At 64.8% G+C, this 15,626-nt stretch carries 13 protein-coding genes; 5 read left to right on the forward strand and 8 right to left on the reverse strand.

Going from position 1 to position 15,626, the window contains the following annotated elements; translation table 11 throughout:
- Positions 1 to 5: 5 nt before the first annotated feature.
- Together LNV23_RS09585 and LNV23_RS09590 are read right to left on the reverse strand one after the other, a co-directional pair.
- Complete coding sequence (locus LNV23_RS09585; RefSeq protein ID WP_263562787.1) at positions 6 to 1,136, reverse strand: YjgN family protein; 1,131 nt, start codon at positions 1,134 to 1,136, stop codon at positions 6 to 8.
- A gap of 89 nt (positions 1,137 to 1,225) precedes the next feature.
- The gene (locus LNV23_RS09590; RefSeq protein ID WP_263562788.1) at positions 1,226 to 2,167 is read right to left on the reverse strand and encodes a PfkB family carbohydrate kinase; all 942 of its coding nucleotides are present in this window, start codon (positions 2,165 to 2,167) and stop codon (positions 1,226 to 1,228) included.
- A gap of 141 nt (positions 2,168 to 2,308) precedes the next feature.
- Here LNV23_RS09590 and moaA point away from each other — a divergent pair, with 141 nt between their 5' ends.
- From moaA to LNV23_RS09605, 3 genes are read left to right on the forward strand one after another with little or no spacing between them, the layout of a single operon-like run.
- Complete coding sequence (gene moaA / locus LNV23_RS09595; RefSeq protein WP_263562789.1) at positions 2,309 to 3,451, forward strand: GTP 3',8-cyclase MoaA; 1,143 nt, start codon at positions 2,309 to 2,311, stop codon at positions 3,449 to 3,451.
- A 3-nt stretch (positions 3,452 to 3,454) separates the two neighbouring features.
- Positions 3,455 to 4,069 carry a molybdenum cofactor guanylyltransferase MobA gene (gene mobA / locus LNV23_RS09600; RefSeq protein ID WP_263562790.1) on the forward strand — a complete coding sequence of 205 codons (615 nt, stop codon included), beginning with the start codon at positions 3,455 to 3,457 and terminating at the stop codon, positions 4,067 to 4,069.
- A complete protein-coding gene (locus tag LNV23_RS09605) occupies positions 4,062 to 4,622 on the forward strand; it encodes a GNAT family N-acetyltransferase (protein ID WP_263562791.1) in 561 nt (186 codons plus the stop codon). Before mobA ends, LNV23_RS09605 begins: the two co-directional genes overlap by 8 nt.
- Before the next feature lie 8 nt (positions 4,623 to 4,630).
- Here LNV23_RS09605 and LNV23_RS09610 read toward each other — a convergent pair whose 3' ends face one another.
- The 3 genes from LNV23_RS09610 to LNV23_RS09620 all read right to left on the reverse strand — a co-directional run bounded on the left by LNV23_RS09610 (position 4,631) and on the right by LNV23_RS09620 (position 8,197).
- Entirely contained in the window at positions 4,631 to 5,692 is a 1,062-nt protein-coding gene (locus tag LNV23_RS09610; RefSeq protein ID WP_263562792.1) for a hypothetical protein, read from the reverse strand.
- Entirely contained in the window at positions 5,667 to 7,163 is a 1,497-nt protein-coding gene (locus LNV23_RS09615) for an MBOAT family O-acyltransferase (RefSeq protein WP_263562793.1), read from the reverse strand. The genes LNV23_RS09610 and LNV23_RS09615 overlap by 26 nt, the downstream gene beginning before the upstream one ends.
- A 269-nt stretch (positions 7,164 to 7,432) precedes the next feature.
- Entirely contained in the window at positions 7,433 to 8,197 is a 765-nt protein-coding gene (locus LNV23_RS09620; RefSeq protein WP_263562794.1) for a YceI family protein, read from the reverse strand.
- A gap of 104 nt (positions 8,198 to 8,301) precedes the next feature.
- Between LNV23_RS09620 and LNV23_RS09625 the strand changes: the two genes are divergently transcribed.
- Together LNV23_RS09625 and LNV23_RS09630 are read left to right on the forward strand one after the other, a co-directional pair.
- Positions 8,302 to 8,847, forward strand: coding sequence for an Mpo1 family 2-hydroxy fatty acid dioxygenase (locus LNV23_RS09625; protein ID WP_263562795.1), 546 nt, complete (start codon positions 8,302 to 8,304; stop codon positions 8,845 to 8,847).
- Positions 8,848 to 8,851: 4 nt separating this feature from the next.
- Positions 8,852 to 9,925 (forward strand): 2-dehydropantoate 2-reductase, encoded by a 1,074-nt coding sequence (locus LNV23_RS09630; RefSeq protein WP_263562796.1) that lies wholly within the window; start codon positions 8,852 to 8,854, stop codon positions 9,923 to 9,925.
- A gap of 19 nt (positions 9,926 to 9,944) precedes the next feature.
- On the opposite strand, the gene LNV23_RS09635 is transcribed toward LNV23_RS09630, so the two are convergent.
- From LNV23_RS09635 to LNV23_RS09645, 3 genes are all read right to left on the reverse strand, one after another.
- Positions 9,945 to 11,615, reverse strand: a complete 1,671-nt coding sequence (locus LNV23_RS09635; RefSeq protein ID WP_318023222.1) for a methyl-accepting chemotaxis protein — start codon at positions 11,613 to 11,615, stop codon at positions 9,945 to 9,947.
- A 295-nt stretch (positions 11,616 to 11,910) separates the two neighbouring features.
- The gene (gene apbC, locus LNV23_RS09640; RefSeq protein WP_263562797.1) at positions 11,911 to 13,008 is read right to left on the reverse strand and encodes an iron-sulfur cluster carrier protein ApbC; all 1,098 of its coding nucleotides are present in this window, start codon (positions 13,006 to 13,008) and stop codon (positions 11,911 to 11,913) included.
- 84 nt (positions 13,009 to 13,092) lie between these two features.
- The gene (locus LNV23_RS09645) at positions 13,093 to 15,615 is read right to left on the reverse strand and encodes a serine/threonine protein kinase (RefSeq protein ID WP_263562798.1); all 2,523 of its coding nucleotides are present in this window, start codon (positions 15,613 to 15,615) and stop codon (positions 13,093 to 13,095) included.
- Between the last annotated feature and the right edge of the window lie 11 nt (positions 15,616 to 15,626).

A 15,626-nucleotide genomic window follows, 5' to 3' on the forward strand; every position in this document is an offset into this window, starting at 1 on the left:
GGTGCTCACCATCCCAGGTCCAGGCCGAACAGATCGGCCGAACCTTCGGCCACCGTCGAGCCGGCGGCGGCGCGCGATGACTGAAATTCCAGCTCCGCCCATGGGCGCATGGAACGAAGCTTGAGCGACTCGATGCGATAGCGCGCCAGCCTCACGGCCGCAAAAGGCCAGTAGAGGCCCAGGCTCAACACCACCAGCAGCATCTGCGACAAGGTCATGCGCCACAAAGGCCAGGCCTTCATCTCCCCCACGAAGCGCACCGGCCCCAGCCGTGTGCGATCCCAGACCACCCGCTGCAGACGGGCCGCGAAAAACGGCCAGACCAACAGCCAGACCACGGCGCCAACCAAGATGCCGACCCACACATTGGCATAGCGCATCCAAGGCGCTAGCCAGGCTGAAAGTTCCGGCCACCGACTCATGCCCTGCAGGACGATGCTCGCCAGCAGGAACTGCAGCAACAGAGCCAGACAAAGCAAGCAAGTCAATAGGGCATAGAGCTTGTAAAACTCCCACATGCTGGAACGGTAGGCGAAGCGCCGCCCGCCAAAGCGGGCGCAGCTGTGCTGGCCCGCCTTGAGCCGGGCATGCGCCCAGGGGCCGACGATCGCGAAGATCAAGGCCAGAAGCAGCACGTTGCCGTGGTTCAAGCGAAGCTCGAGACCGAATTCTTCAGGCACGGTATTGAGCTGCCAAAGCAGCAGCACCGGCAGGCAGATCCAGTAAGCCCGGTGCCGCGGCATCTGAAAGCCGAAACGCAGGCCGCGCCAGCTGCTGTTGACCAGCCGGAAGCGCTGGGCACTGGCGAACAGCAACGGGCCCAGCAGAAGCAAGACGGCCACCATCAGCCAGCCGGCCGTCTTCGACCACATAAAGGCATAGCCATTGCCGACCAGCAAGAGCAAGGCCACCAGCCGGCCCAGCAGCAGACGACGCGGGTCGGCGTGGTAGTCAAAGTTGTCGTCGAGCAGCCAGGTGTGCTGGGCAAACCAGCGCGCCTTGCGCACCTTGGCCCAGGGCGAATACAAGCCCAGACTGAGCAGATTAAGCAAGGTGTTGAGCACCCAGATTCGAAAGTAGTCAGCACCACGGCCACTGAAGCGCAGATGGGTTTCATGCCAGCCAGAAGCGCGCAAATGGGGCGAGGCTGTCCCCCTGGCTGCGGTGGAGCCTTCAAGAGCCGGCTGATGCGAAGAGACGCTCGGCAAGGCGAGCTCAGACCCGCTCACAGCCCCGATTTCAGCAAAACCCGCTCCGCCAGCGTGGCCACCAAGGCTTCCGAGGGCGGGCAAAAGCCCGCCGCGCCGCAGGCCGCGGCTTCGGCGGCCACGGCCCAGCGCAAATGCTGCTGAGTCGGGGCCTCCCGGTGATGCAGGCAGCTGAAGATCAGTCCGGCAAGACCGGATTCCCGCGCACCGACCGGGTCGACCGCCTCGTGGTCGGCAATCTGCCCATGCCATTCCTCGCGCCCGCGGTAGAGCGTGGCGTGACCGGCCACGTCGTGCTGAAGCAGCAGCACGGCATCCGGGTTCCAGGCGCTGATCTGGGCCAAGCCCAGGCGGTAGTCCTGCGCGCGAAACAGCCCGCGCAACTCGGCTTCGGAGACCTGGATCACATTGGCCAGGCGGCACATGCGCTCCAGAGTCTCGTCATAGCGCGAATCCATCTGCAGGCTGAACTCGGGCGCGTAGCTGAGTGTTTTGCCCTCGGCCTTCAAGCCCTCGGCCAGGGCCAGCAAGCGCATGGCCAGCGGTTGGCGCACCAGGCTCAAGCCGCCGAAATGCGCCCAGCGCAAAGCCTTGAGCCAAGCACTGGGCAAGCCCTCGGGGCGGAAATGCAGGTCGGCACTGTCCTGGCCGACAAAGAACTGCGGCGCTTCATCAGCGCGGCTCAGGGCCAGCAAGGGCGGCTTGGGCAGTTGCTGAATGAAGCGCAGATCGAGGTTGGCGTCGCTGCTGTCGATCCAGATTTCCTGGCCGAATTGGTCCTGGCTGATGGCGCCGGCAAAGGCGCTGAGTTCGCCCAGGGTGGACAGGGCCACGGCCACCTGCCAGGGCGCGCCGCGGTTGCGGCTGCGCCAAAGGTCAGGGCCGCTACGGCTGAGCTCGGTATAGACGGCGCCGAAAGCGATGAAATGAGGTAAGTCAGGATGGAGTACGCCGGTCATGCCTCGCATTCCAACTGCTGCGCGCGCCGAGGGCAAGCCCCCTCTTGGGGTGATAGTCACGGCTGTGCGCCAGGCAGCTCCGGCCGGGCCAAACCGGCCCTTGCCAGGCCGGGCTTCCGTGCAGCGGGCACAATGGGCCGCATGGTCAACAAGCCTGTGATTCCCATCGTCGATCTGCGCCAGAGCGAGAGTTCGCCTCGGTCCGCCATCTCGGCCGCGCTTGCCGCACCGACCTCGGGCGAAGTCGGCCCGCCGCACGATCTGCTGGGTCGCCCCCTGCGCGATCTGCGCATTTCGGTCACCGACCGGTGCAATTTCCGCTGCAGCTACTGCATGCCCAAGCAGGTCTTCGACAAGCATTACGAGTTCCTGCCGCACAGCGAGCTGCTCAGCTTCGAGGAAATCACCCGGCTGGCGCGCAGCTTTGTGGCACTCGGAGTCGAGAAGATCCGCCTGACCGGCGGCGAGCCCCTCTTGCGCAAGCATGTCGACCGCCTGATTGCCTTGCTGGCCGAGCTGCGCACACCGGCCGGCCGGCCCCTCGATCTGACCCTGACCACCAACGGATCCCTGCTGGAACGCATGGCCGAACGGCTCAAGCAGGCCGGCCTGCGGCGCGTGACCGTCAGCCTGGACGGACTCGATGACGCCATCTTCCAGCGCATGAACGATGTCGGCTTCCCGGTGGCCTCGGTGCTGGCCGGCATCGCCGCCGCGCAAGCGGCCGGGCTGGGGCCCATCAAGGTCAATATGGTGGTCAAGAAAGGCGTCAACGACAGCCAGATCCTGCCCATGGCCCAGCATTTCTTGGGCTCCGGCGTACAGCTGCGTTTCATCGAGTACATGGATGTCGGCGCCAGCAATGGCTGGCGCATGGACGAGGTGCTGCCCTCGGCCCAGCTGCTGGAACGCCTGGGCGAGCAGTTCGATCTGCAGCCGCTGTCGGCCAGCGCACCCGGCGAGACCGCGCAGCGCTGGCGCATCAGCCGCCAGGGCTTGAGCAGCGAGATCGGCCTGATCTCCAGTGTCAGTCGCGCCTTCTGTAGCGACTGCAACCGGGCCCGCCTGTCCACCGAAGGCAAGCTCTACACCTGCTTGTTCGCCCACCGCGGCCAGGACTTGCGCAGCCTGCTGCGCAGCCCGGCCACGGATGCGCAGATCGAGGCCGCGGTGGCTGGCCTCTGGTCGCAACGCAGCGACCGCTATTCGCAGCTGCGCAGCCAAGGCCTGGGCGAGCCGCCGGCCGGCGAGCGCCGCATCGAGATGCACTACATCGGCGGTTGAGCCATGGTGGGCAGCGACCGTCCCGACGGCATCGAGAACATCACCGGCCTGGTGCTGGCCGGAGGTCTGGGTCGCCGCATGGGTGGCGTGGCCAAGGGCTTGCAAGTGTTCAAGGGCCGGCCGCTGCTGGCCTGCGTGCTGGAGCGGCTGCAGCCACAGGTCGGAACCCTGCTCATCAACGCCAACCAGGCGCTGCCCGAGCACGGCCGCTTCGGATGCCCCGTCGTCCGCGATGCCGATGCGGACTTCGCCGGCCCCTTGGCCGGCATGCTGGCCGGTCTGCGGGCCTGCGGCAGCGACTGGCTGCTCAGCGTGCCCTGCGACAGCCCTTTCCTGCCCTTGGACCTGGGCGAGCGCCTGGCCGCAGCCCTGGTCAGCAGCGGCGCCGAGCTGGCCTTTCCCAGCTGCGCCGGGCAGGCGGAGCCGGTCTTCTGCCTGATGCACCGCCGCCTGGCCGACAGCGCCGCCGAGTTTCTTGCGCGGGGCGGCCGGCGCCTGCAGCAATGGCAAGCGGCACAGAACCATGTCGCGGTCGCCTTTGATCAGCCCGGCGACCCGCAGGCCTTTCTCAACATCAACAGCCTGCGCGAACTGCAGGCGTGGCAAGACCATGCTTGAGAGCACCACACCATCGCACCATAGCAGCCGGCTGGACTGTCAGATCCGCTTGATGCGCGAGGCCGACCTGCCGGCCTACAAGCAGCTGCGAGACGGCATGCTGGCCGGCCACCCCGAGGCCTTCACCTCCGACGCCCGCACCGAGCTGCTGCGCGATGCCGAGAGCTACCGCGGCCGCCTCAGCGGCGGTGACGGCGGCGCCAACCTCTTCACGCTGACGGCATGGCTCGACGGACGACTAGTGGGTGCCATCAGCTGCGAGCATGAGGCGCGCGTCAAGGTGCGCCATGTTGCCCACATCGTGGGCATGATGGTCAGCGACGGCCTGCATGGCCGCGGCGTCGGCCGGCAGCTGCTGCAACGCGCGCTGATGCTGCTGGAAGGCGAGCCGGTGCTGGAGCTGGTGACACTCAGCGTCACCGCCAGCAACTTGGCCGCCGTGCGCCTCTATGAGACTTGCGGCTTCATCCGCTACGGCCGCCTGATGGGCGCCATCAAAATGCCCGACGGCCGCTTGGTGGACAAAGATTTGATGAGCCGGCGCCTGCGCTGATCAAGCGCTCAGGGCCGCTCATTCCAGGCCCGGGCAATCGCGTTCATGGCCACGCGCACTCCGTCGGGATTCAAGTGTGCGTCGTAAGGCCCCACGTCAAAGCTCAGCCCACGCTCGCGGTAATTCAGGGCAAAGGCTTCATCCAGCGCGATGAAACCCGCGCCATGATCTCGGGCCATTTGAGTCAAGAACTCGACCCTGGGATGGACCGTGCTGTGTCCCTGGTACATGCTGGCGCGATCACCATCCATGACCAACAGCAAGCGACCATGCACATGGGGCTTCACACGTTCGAAGAACAGCTTCGCAACTGCCTTCTCCTCGGCTGACAACTCAGCAGATGGTGACAAGCTGGACGCTCCTACCGGAGCCCCTTCCGGATGTGTTTGGGCAACGGCCTGCTTGAGCAGACGCTGAGGACTCAATTTCAGCTGGCCCATGAAATATTGAGCTGTGGCCGAATGGCGGAACAGCCGTTTTAAAAAATTGGGCTCTGCACCTATTTCGGTGTCAATTTTTCCGCTGCTTTTATTAAAGCATGAGCCATGCACTTGACCAGAGCCACAAACGGCCTGAATCAAATCGCCACGCTCCAGAAAAACGATGAAATCCTGGCTATCCAAATTCTCGTGAGCCCAGCGAATTCGCTCCGCATAATCAAGCAAAGAAGACCCCGGACCCGGCAAAGCATAGACGGGGCGGGGTGCCAGCGCAGCGGCCAGTTGCGCCGCAGGTCGCTGCTCGGCATTCAGCATCGAGGCTTCGATCATGCTGTCGCCAATGAAGGCAAGAGCTGATGAGTCTTTTACAAAATCGACACCCGCAACAAAACCAAAGTTATTGGCCTGCAAGTGTTGGGCATTGCGCAAATCCCACCCCGTCGAACTGACCCAGCGGTGCCCAGGAGGGTAAGTCAGCAACATCGGGTCCAAATATCGTCCATTCAAGGTCGCTGTTGAAACCGGCAGGAACCGCAAGACCAGCTCCAGCAGCAGCAAAGCAGACAGGACCCCCGCCACAAAACCAGTCAAATTGCGCCGCATATCAGAAGTTGAAGTAAATAAATGCACTCACGGAATCCCGGGCGACATTGACCACCATCATGGCAAAAATCAGGCACACAGAGAACCCAAGTGCCCAGTTGCGCCAAGACCATCGCGCGGTCAGTTCACGCTGGATCCACAGTCCGATGCGATTGGAATTGGGAGCACACGCGGCCCACAAGCCCAGCGCCAAGCACCAGCACCAAGCGACATTCATGTGCAAGCCAGCGGCCCAGAGCAAGCTATGAATGGACGTATTCTCCGTCGCGGGGCTAGGTCCGACACCCACCATTGCCTCCAAGAGGCGCATGGCACCGGCAAGTGTTTCGGCGCGAAAAAACACCCAAGCGACCACCACCGCAACCATGGTCAAGCACCAGGCGAACAGGCGGTATACAGGATTGCGACCGAGACGAAGGGACAAAACCGGGCCACAAAGCGCCCGGAAGCCATGGTTGAGCATCAAATAGGCCCCGTGCAGTGCCCCCCACAACACAAATGACCAACTCGCTCCATGCCACAAGCCACCCAGCACCATCGTCGTAGCCAGGTTGAGGTAGCGGCGAACCGCGCCCTTGCGATTCCCCCCTAAGGCGATGTAGAGATAGTCACGCAGAAAATTCGACAAAGAGATATGCCAACGCCGCCAAAAATCGCTGATGTTCTCAGCCTTGTAAGGAGAATTGAAGTTGAATGGCAACCTGACATTGAACATCAGTGAAATTCCGATGGCCATATCAGAGTAACCGGAAAAGTCAAAATACAGCTGCAGCGAGTACGCCACAGCCGCCACCCAGGCTTCAAGCGAATCCGGCGTCAGTCCGGCATCTGCGGGCTTAAAAATAGCATCGGCGTAGGGTGCAATACCATCGGCGAGCACCACCTTTTTGAATAGACCCATCAAAAGAATACAGAGTCCGGCAGCTACGTTGGCGCCATTCAATCGGTATGTCTTCGAATCAGCAAACTGCGGCATCATCTGAGCGTGATGCAACACCGGTCCGGCCACCAGATGGGGGAAATAGGTGACAAACAAACCATAGTGGCTGAAACGAAGTTCCCGCACACCCTTGAGATAAGCATCGGCCAAGAAGGCAATCTGCGTGAATGAAAAAAATGAAATGCCAATTGGCAGCAACACACGGCTCATCTGCCAGTGCAAATCGAATGCTGCGCTCAGGTTGTCAACGAAGAAGTTGGCGTACTTGTAGTAAGCCAACAGGCCTAAATTGATGCTCACGCCCAAGCACAACCAGGCTTTTGCGCTGGCAGAGTTGCTTGCCCGACTTTCACCGATTCGTTGTCCGAGATAAAAATTCAGTCCAATCGAAGCGAGCAGCAACAAGGTGTACTGCGGCATCCAAACACCGTAAAACACCATCGAAGCCAGAAACAGCCATGATGCTGCCCAAGACTCACGCCATTTCCCAATCAGGAAAAAGCCGCACCAAACAATCGGCAAAAAAAGCAGCAGGAATGCCGCTGTGGTGAAGAGCATGATGAAGAAGCGACGAGCGCAAAAAGGACAGAAACGATGAGCGGCAGAGGCAACCGACAGCGCGGCAGTTGCCGAAGGGCGGCGGGCGATATGGTAGCTGGCCTATGCCCGAATTTGAGTAGGTGTCTCGCCGAAGACATTCACGTCGGTGACTGCGTCAAAGCGAAGACATGAGGAAGAAACAAGCAAAGCTGACAGTCGCCGAACGCTTGTCGGCGACCGTGTTTTCTGAGCCCTACAAGACTTGAGGGGCGGCTCTCGCTGGTTCATCAACCTCCCAGCAGATCAAACTCCACTACCAACTCGTCCTGCACCGCCAACAGGCCGCCCGCCACCGAAAAAGGCTGAAGACCGAAGTCGCTCTGGCGCAGCACCCAGGCCCCGCTCAGCCGCACCAACTGGGCGCTCATTACCACTTGCAAGGGCACTTCGTACTGGCGCGTGCGGCCGTGCAGGCTCAGCGCCCAGCGGGCCACCAGCTTGGGCACCTCGCCGATCAACTGCAGGCCCTGGATGCGCAACTCGGGAAAGCGCTCGGCCTGCAAGCCGGCTTCGCCCAACATATTGCGCCGGGTCGCGGCCACGGCCTCGGGGCTCAGCAGCGAGGCCCAGCCCGGGCCCAATGCGGCGCGCAGCTCGGGCGGATCGAGCTGCAGCTCATCGAGGAGCAACGACAGCTCAAAACGAGCCGCCTCGGCGCCGCGCAGAGCCGGGGCTTGCGATTCGGCATCCAAAGGCCACCACAGCAGGCCACGGACCTGCGGCGCAGCCAGCACATGGTTGTGCCCGAGTCCAGCCGCACGGCCGGACCGGAACACATGGATATGGACCCGGCTGGCGGCAGGGTCCAGTCGGTACAAGCGCCCGCCGGCCAAGCCCTCCAGCTGCGCTTGCGCCACGGCGAACTCCGGCAGGCTCGCCGCCTCCGCCATGGGGCTCGGCGGCGCTACGGTCGCGCAGGCACTGCACAAGGCCGCAGCCGCCAAGCTCAGGAGCAGGGTATTGCACCGACGGCGTTTCTCGGGATTCTTCAAGGGCTGAGGCCTCACAGCAGGGAACTTACGGGATCATTCTGACAGTGCGATGGGCAGCGCTTGCGATAGCATCTCCTCCAAGACGCATACCAAAGGAGCCAGCCATGGCCGCCAGCCCATTCCGCCCCGCCATCGATCTGATGGCCCAGTACGCCAGCTACCACCGCGATCGGCGCAATATCGCCACCCACTTCGTCGGCATTCCACTGATCGTGTTTGCCGCAGGTGTGCTGCTGGCCAGGATTCAACTCGAAGCCTTTGGGCTGCAGACCAATGGAGCCTGGGCGGTCTGGGCCCTGAGCACGGCCTGGTATCTGACGCGCGGCAATCTGGTGCTGGGCTTGGCCGTCAGCGCCGTCAACGGCGTGCTGATGGCGTTGGCCGAGCCATTGGCTGCCGGCAGCGGGGCCCAGTGGCTGGCCTGGGGCTTGGGCAGCTTTGTACTGGGCTGGATCATCCAGTTCGTCGGCCACTACTACGAAGGCAAGAAGCCGGCCTTTGTCGACGATCTGGTCGGTCTGCTGGTAGGCCCCATGTTCGTGGTTGGCGAGGCCTTGTTCGCCTTGGGCTGGGGCCGCGCCATGCTGGCCGAGATCGAGGCCCGCGTGGGGCCTACCCATCTGCGCGACCTGGCCCACCCGGCGACCTGAGGTTTTGCGACCCACTCGCACGGAAAGCCCCGTCTGGCCGGCTACGGCCGGCCCGGTGCTGATCTTCGGCGCGGGCTCGGTCGGCTGTTTTCTAGGCGGCCTGCTGCAAGCGGCCGGCCTGCCGGTGCTGCTGCTGGCCCGCCCCCGCATACGGACTCAGTTGCAAGCCCAGGGCTTGCAACTGAGCGATCTCGAACACAGAGCCTGGCGGCTGCCCGCGGCCGAACTGCAGCTGCTGGATCAACTGCCGGCCGGCTTCAAACCGGCCTTGACCTTGCTGTGCGTGAAGACCGGCGCCACCGCGGAAGCCGCAGCCCAGCTGCAAGCAAGGCTACCAGCGGGCAGCCCGGTCTGGCTGATGCAGAACGGCGTGGCCCGGGCCGAGCAGGCCGAAGCACTGGCACCGAATCTGAGTTGGCATGGGGCCATGGTGCCCTTCAACGTGGCCGAGCAGGTGCCGGGCCACTTCCACCGGGGCAGCGCTGGCCAGCTGCTGATGGCCAGCGGCAAGGACGCAGCCCTGCGGGCTTTGCTGCTCCAGCTGCAAGCGGCATGGGCCAGCCAGGGCCTGGCGCTGCAGCTGGAGGCCGACCCGACCCGCTTGCTCGCCGTGCAATGGGCCAAGCTGCTGCTCAACCTCAACAACCCGATCAATGCTTTGTCAGGCCTGCCGCTGCGCGAGCAGCTGATGCAGGGCGGCTACCGGCGCTGCCTGGCCGCCCTGCAGGCCGAGGCCCTGGCCTTGCTCGCCGCCGCCGGCCAGCCTCTGGCGCGCCTCACGCCGCTGCCCGCCAGCGCCCTGCCCGGCCTGCTGCGCCTGCCGACGCCAATCTTTCGTCTGCTGGCGCGACGCATGCTGCAGATCGACGCACACGCCCGCTCCAGCATGGCCGATGACTTGGCAAAGGGGCGACCGAGCGAAATCGATGAGCTCTGCGGTGAGGTGATGCGTCTGGCCGCCCGGCTGGGCCGCCAAGCACCTTTCAATGCACGCATGCTGGCCTTGCTGAAGGCCTGGCCCGACGAGCCGCGACCTTACTCACCGGAGCGGCTGCAGGCGGCGCTGGGCCTGACCTGAAGCCTCGCTCCTTCCACCCTCAAGCCACGGTGAACACCGACACCGCCTGCTGCAGATGCTGGGCCTGCAGACGCAGGCTTTCAGCAGCGGCGGCACTCTGTTCCACCAGGGCGGCGTTCTGCTGCGTGCTTTGGTCCATCAGCGTGACGGCCTGGCCGATTTCTGCCACACCGGCGCTTTGCTCGCTGCTGGCATTGCTGATCTCGCCCATTATTGTGGTGACGCGCTGGATGGCGCCCACCACCTCGTCCATGGTCAGCCCGGCCTGATCGACCAGCTGGCTGCCGCGTTCGACACGCTCGACGCTGTCGCTGATGAGAGTCTTGATTTCCTTGGCCGCTTCGGCGCTGCGCTGCGCGAGACCACGCACCTCGCTGGCTACCACGGCGAAGCCACGGCCCTGCTCGCCGGCGCGGGCGGCTTCCACCGCCGCATTGAGCGCCAGAATATTGGTCTGGAAGGCAATGCCGTCGATGACGCTGATGATGTCGGCAATGCGGCGCGAGCTGTCGTTGATGCCCTTCATGGTGTCCACCACCTGACTGACCACCTCGCCGCCGCGCACGGCCACCGTGCTGGCGTTGAGCGCCAGCTGATTGGCCTGGCGGGCGTTGTCGGCGTTCTGGCGCACGGTGCTGCCGAGCACATCCATCGAGGAAGCGGTCTGCTGCAGCGAGCTGGCCTGGCGCTCGGTGCGGGTGCTCAGATCGCTATTGCCCTGGGCGATCTCAGCACTGGCAGTGACCACGCCGTCGGTGCCGCTGCGCACCTGGCTGACCGCGCGCGCGAACTGCTCGACCATCTGATCCAGCACCCCCATCACACTGCCAGGGTCAGCACCGGCATTGTGGGAGCGCTGCAGCAGATTGCCGGCTGCGATGCGCTTGACCGCCTCGATCACTTCCTGCGGCTCGCCACCGAGACGCTGCCCCACCCAGCGGCAAGCGTAAGTCAGGGACCCCATGGCCAGGGCGACAAAACCCAGCAGCAAGCTCAGAGCAATCACGGACCAACGTGCCTGGGCAGCCTGAGCCTGCTCTACTGCTGCCTCGGTACGCCCGTCAAGCAGGCGCAAAAACTCATCCACCGGCGCCATGATCTTGGCCTTGTACTGGTGGTAATTGCGGTCATGCATCATGGCCTGGGCGCGCGGCAGATCGGGCTCACCCTTGCGGGTGAATTGCCCGCTGCCATCGTCATACAAGCCCTTGACCAGGTTCATGGCGATGGTCTCGGTCTTGACCAGATCGTCAGAGTTGGCCGCGGCTTCCTTGAGCTTGGCAAACTCCGCGTCGGTAAAACCGGCGGCCTTCATCATCTCGAGCAGAGGCTTCTGGGTCGCATTTCCAGCTGCGGGCTGAGGCGCGCGGCCGGCGGCGCGGAAGTCCCAGTAGATCTTCTCGTAGCCCGGGGGACGCGGCTTCTTGCCATTGCGCACATCCAGCACTTCGAAATACTGCTGCTCCCACATCGGGTCGCTGGTCATCACATAGGTGCGCGCCAGGCGGGTCAGATCGTCCGAACTCTGGCGCAGCTCGTCAGCCAGCAAGGACGATAGATAACGGCTCTCCTGAGCGGCCTGCAACTCTCGCCCGCTGCGATCCAGCTGGTAGACGGCCAGCAGCAGCAATGCTGCGGCCGCCAACAAGGCCAACAAGGCCCGGGCAATCAATTGTTTGACGGTGTGCATGTAACCCCCTGAACGGATCATCGCGATGACAGAGGTCACCGTTGAGGAGGCGCCAGGGGATGCGAGGCCGACCCTGGTCACAGCGACTCGCAAGCTCTGCATCAGCAGCCTGAGGTCATGCACCAAGGCTCGTTCCTGCCCTGTCGCGCCTCGGAGGCGGCGACCACGATGCCGGCGAAGCGCTTGGCCCGACGCGGCGGGCTGCTCTCTTTCTTCCAGCGTTCTGCGTGTTTCGGCAGGAGGCTGGCAGCACTGAATCCACCTTTTGGGGGATGCGCCGCCAGCAGACCGGGTGTCAGGTTCCGCTGGAGATCGAGATGCTTGGGAACTTGGCCGAGTAATCCTTGGCCTGAGCGGCAATCTTGACCGCCACTTTGCGCGCCAGGGCCTTGTAGAGCACCGCAATCTCGCCCTCGGGCTCGGCCACCACCGAGGGCCGGCCGGCATCGGCCTGCTCACGGATGGACAGAGCCAAGGGCAGGCCGCCGAGATAGTCCAGGCCGTACTGCGCGGCCATTTTCTTGCCACCATCGGCGCCGAAGATGTGCTCGGCATGGCCACAGTTCGTGCAGATGTGAACGGCCATGTTCTCGACCAGGCCGATGATGGGCACGCCGACCTTCTCGAACATTTTGAGGCCCTTCTTGGCATCGATCAGGGCGATGTCCTGGGGCGTGGTGACGATGATGGCGCCGGTCACCGGCACGCGCTGGCTCAGGGTCAGCTGGATGTCGCCGGTGCCGGGCGGCATGTCCACCACGAGATAGTCCAGGTCCTGCCAGCGGGTCTGGCGCAGCAGCTGCTCCAGGGCTTGCGTGGCCATGGGGCCGCGCCAGATCATGGCCTGGTCCTCCTCGACCAGGAAGCCAATCGACATCAGCTGCAGGCCATGGGCCAGCTTTGGCTCCATCAGCTTGCCGTCCAGGCTGTCGGGACGCCCCGAGGCGCCCAGCATCAGGGGCTGGCTGGGGCCATAGATGTCGGCGTCCAGCACGCCGACGCGCGCGCCCTCGGCGGCCAGCGCCAGCGCCAGATTGGCGGCGGTCGTGCTCTTGCCCACCCCGCCCTTGCCCGAGGCCACGGCGATGATGTTCTTCACGCCTGGCAGCAGCTGCACGCCGCGCTGCACCGCATGGGCGACGATCTTGCTACCGATGGTGATGCTCACCTGGCCGACGCCGGGCAGGCTGCGTACGGCCGCCTCCAGGGCGGCGCGCAAGGGGCCATGTTGACTGGCCGCCGGATAGCCCAGCTCCACCTCGAAGCTCACATCAGCACCGCTCAGGCGCAGGTTCTTGATCTGCTTGCCCGACACCAGATCGCTGCCCGTATTGGGGTCGATCACGGTCTGCAGGGCTTGCAACACGGTGGCTTCTTGAACGGGGCTGGACATGGCGGCTGGACGGGCTTCTGGAATGGGGCCCGCAGTCTAGCCGAGCCAGGAAAACCCTCGCCCCGCAAGGCCAGCAGGGCCGGCTCAGCTCACCTGCTTGAAGGCCATCACCGCCTGGTTGCGCAAGGTGCGCAGCAAGGCCAGCTCTTTCTCGCCAAGGTCGATGGCGCCGGCCCTGGCCTTGTCGGCGTAAATCATGGCGAAAGGCTGGCCCTTGAGCAGCATGGGCAGCAGCAGAAAGCTTGGCGCGGCCACCGGCCCCTGGTACCAGGTTGGCAGGCGCTCGGCGATATTGACGGCCAAGGCGTCGGCAATCAAGGTGTCGGCGCCCTTGTGGCAGACCGCCGTGAACAGGTCCACCGCACCGCCGCTGGCCAGGCGCAGCGGCACACGGAAAGCCGGCACCACGGCCTCGACCCCCTCGCCCAGACCGAAGCGGCCGGTCAGTTGTTCACTCTTGGGCTCGCGCAGGCAGAACACCACGCGCCGGAAACCGATGGCGCGGTAGATGGTTTCCAAAATCATGCGCAGGACTTCATTGAGTTTGAAGTTATCCACCATGGCATTGGTGATGTCCTGGATGCCCGAAGCCATCATCTCCACCGCCTGCTCGCGCGTCAGCTGTTGGCCGCTGAGACTGAGGGTGGGCTCCAGCACCTGGGTGGCTTGCAGTTGGTGGGGGCTCAAGGAATCGTCGGGCGCCGGCTGCAGCGGTGCCAGCAAGCGGCGCGCCGGCGAGCCCTTGGGCAGGGCAATGCCCATGGCCTCGGCCATCTCACTCAGGCGGGCACGGGCGCGGTCGGCCGCCTGGTCGAAATCGGCGGCGCTGACACCCAGGGCCCGGGCGTGCCGCTGGGCCATGGCGTGGACCCTGGCATGGGCTTGCTCCGGCTCGGTGTGCAGGATCACGTCGGCCACCGCATTGGCCGCATGGGCGAGCCAGCGCTGGCGTTCAGACGGCTTTTCGATCCAGCGCTGCGGCGGCTCCCCGCCAGGCCGGCGCATGCTTTCCTGCAAGCCATCGGGCAGGCCCCATTGGCGGGCCACGCCCAGGCCGAGCTGCTCATAGCTCATACCCAGGACCTGGATGGATGCGCTGGCCTCACTCAGCGCCGGCAGCGGGCGTTCGCCGGGTTCGCCGGCTTCCGGCCTGAGCATGCGCCGCACCTGGCGTGCTTCTTCCGGGAAATAGAACTCGGTCAGCGAACGCCCCAGGTGATAGAACATGCCGGCCAGAAAGGCCTCTTCGCTTTCCGGGCTGTTGACACAGAGCTCGCGCGCCAGCGACGCGGCCATCAAGGAGCGCAGGAATTCCTCGCGCAAGGCCTGGGCATGGGTCTGGTTCTCCATGCGCTCGAGCAGGATCAGGGACAGGGCCAGATTGCGGATGCCACCAAAGCCGATCAGGGCCACGGCGCGCGAGACCGTGCTGATGCCACCTTGGGCGCCGCCGCTGGTGTGGCGGAACTGCACGGTGTTGACCAAGCGCAGCAGCTTCTGCGTCAGCGCCACGTCCTTGAGAATCTCGTTGGACAAGCTGGCAAGGCTTTCATGCTCGGACTGCGTCAGGCGCTGGATGCGGCTGATGGCCTGGCTCATGGCCGGGAAATCGCTCTTGATGCGCATGCGGCGCAGCAGGAATTCCAGGGCTGCGCCCTCGCCCTGGGCGGCTGCCGCTTCCGGCGCAGCCTCGGGGTGCAGCCAGCGCGCCAGGGCATCGTGCATGGCCTGGGCGCTGGGCCAGCGCTGGGCTGGATCGCGGGCCAGGCCGCGCTGGACGATGGCACGCAAGGCGTCGTCCACCTCGGGGCCCAGGCCCGGCGGCAGCAGCAGCAGCTCTTGCTCGCGCAGGCGGCGCACCGAGGCCCAGGGGTCGGCGTCGTGGTTGAGGCGCTGGCCGCTGAGCATTTCGGCCAGAAGGATGGCGGCGGCGAACACGTCCATGGAGGGGGCCGGCGCTTCGCCACGCGCCGCCTCGGGGGACAGATAGGCCGGCGTGCCGACGATGCGCTGCGGCGCCTGGACTTGTGCGCCCTTCTCCGGCGCGCTCAGGCGCCCGGCGATGCCGAAGTCCATCACCCGCGGCCGGCCCTTGGCATCGATCAGAATGTTGCTGGGTTTGAGGTCGCGGTGCACCACGCCGGCCTGGTGGGCCGCCTGCAAGCCGTCAAGCAGGCCCAGACTCAGCTCGACCGCCACGCGGGTGGGCAAAGCTCCGCCACCGTCCACCTGGCGGCTCAAGCGGTCGGCCAGAGAACCTCCGGCGACATATTCGAACACCAGATAGGCCTGGCCATCTTGGATGTCGGCTTCGAACACCGGCACGATGTTGGGGTGATTCAAGCGGCTGACGGCACGCGCCTCATGAAGCCACTCATCGACACTGCGGCCATCGCTGGGCGGATGCAAGACTTTCAGCGCCACCTCGCGATCCAGACGCGGGTCATGGGCCAGCCAGACCGTGGCCTGGGCACCTTCGCCCAAGCGCTTGAGCAAATGGAAGCGTCCCAGCTGCGGCACATGCAGATCACTCAGAGACGCGGGCATGGTGTAGGCCCCCGCGTCGCCAGCGTCGGCGGCTTCTTCAGCAGGGAGATCGGGCAGCATGGCGGGCAATT

Origin of the sequence: Kinneretia sp. DJ1R-11, from assembly GCF_025717595.1 — a bacterium.
In the GTDB taxonomy this organism is placed as follows: domain Bacteria; phylum Pseudomonadota; class Gammaproteobacteria; order Burkholderiales; family Burkholderiaceae_C; genus Paucibacter_A.

Excerpts from the sequence above, each read along its gene's own strand:
- LNV23_RS09590 (WP_263562788.1), bottom strand. The coding sequence starts at position 2,167 with ATGACCGGCGTACTCCATCCTGACTTACCTCATTTCATCGCTTTCGGC.
- moaA (WP_263562789.1), top strand. The coding sequence starts at position 2,309 with ATGGTCAACAAGCCTGTGATTCCCATCGTCGATCTGCGCCAGAGCGAG.
- mobA (WP_263562790.1), top strand. The coding sequence starts at position 3,455 with ATGGTGGGCAGCGACCGTCCCGACGGCATCGAGAACATCACCGGCCTG.
- LNV23_RS09605 (WP_263562791.1), top strand. The coding sequence starts at position 4,062 with ATGCTTGAGAGCACCACACCATCGCACCATAGCAGCCGGCTGGACTGT.
- LNV23_RS09615 (WP_263562793.1), bottom strand. The coding sequence starts at position 7,163 with ATGCTCTTCACCACAGCGGCATTCCTGCTGCTTTTTTTGCCGATTGTT.
- LNV23_RS09625 (WP_263562795.1), top strand. The coding sequence starts at position 8,302 with ATGGCCGCCAGCCCATTCCGCCCCGCCATCGATCTGATGGCCCAGTAC.
- LNV23_RS09635 (WP_318023222.1), bottom strand. The coding sequence starts at position 11,615 with ATGCACACCGTCAAACAATTGATTGCCCGGGCCTTGTTGGCCTTGTTG.
- apbC (WP_263562797.1), bottom strand. The coding sequence starts at position 13,008 with ATGTCCAGCCCCGTTCAAGAAGCCACCGTGTTGCAAGCCCTGCAGACC.
- LNV23_RS09645 (WP_263562798.1), bottom strand. The coding sequence starts at position 15,615 with ATGCTGCCCGATCTCCCTGCTGAAGAAGCCGCCGACGCTGGCGACGCG.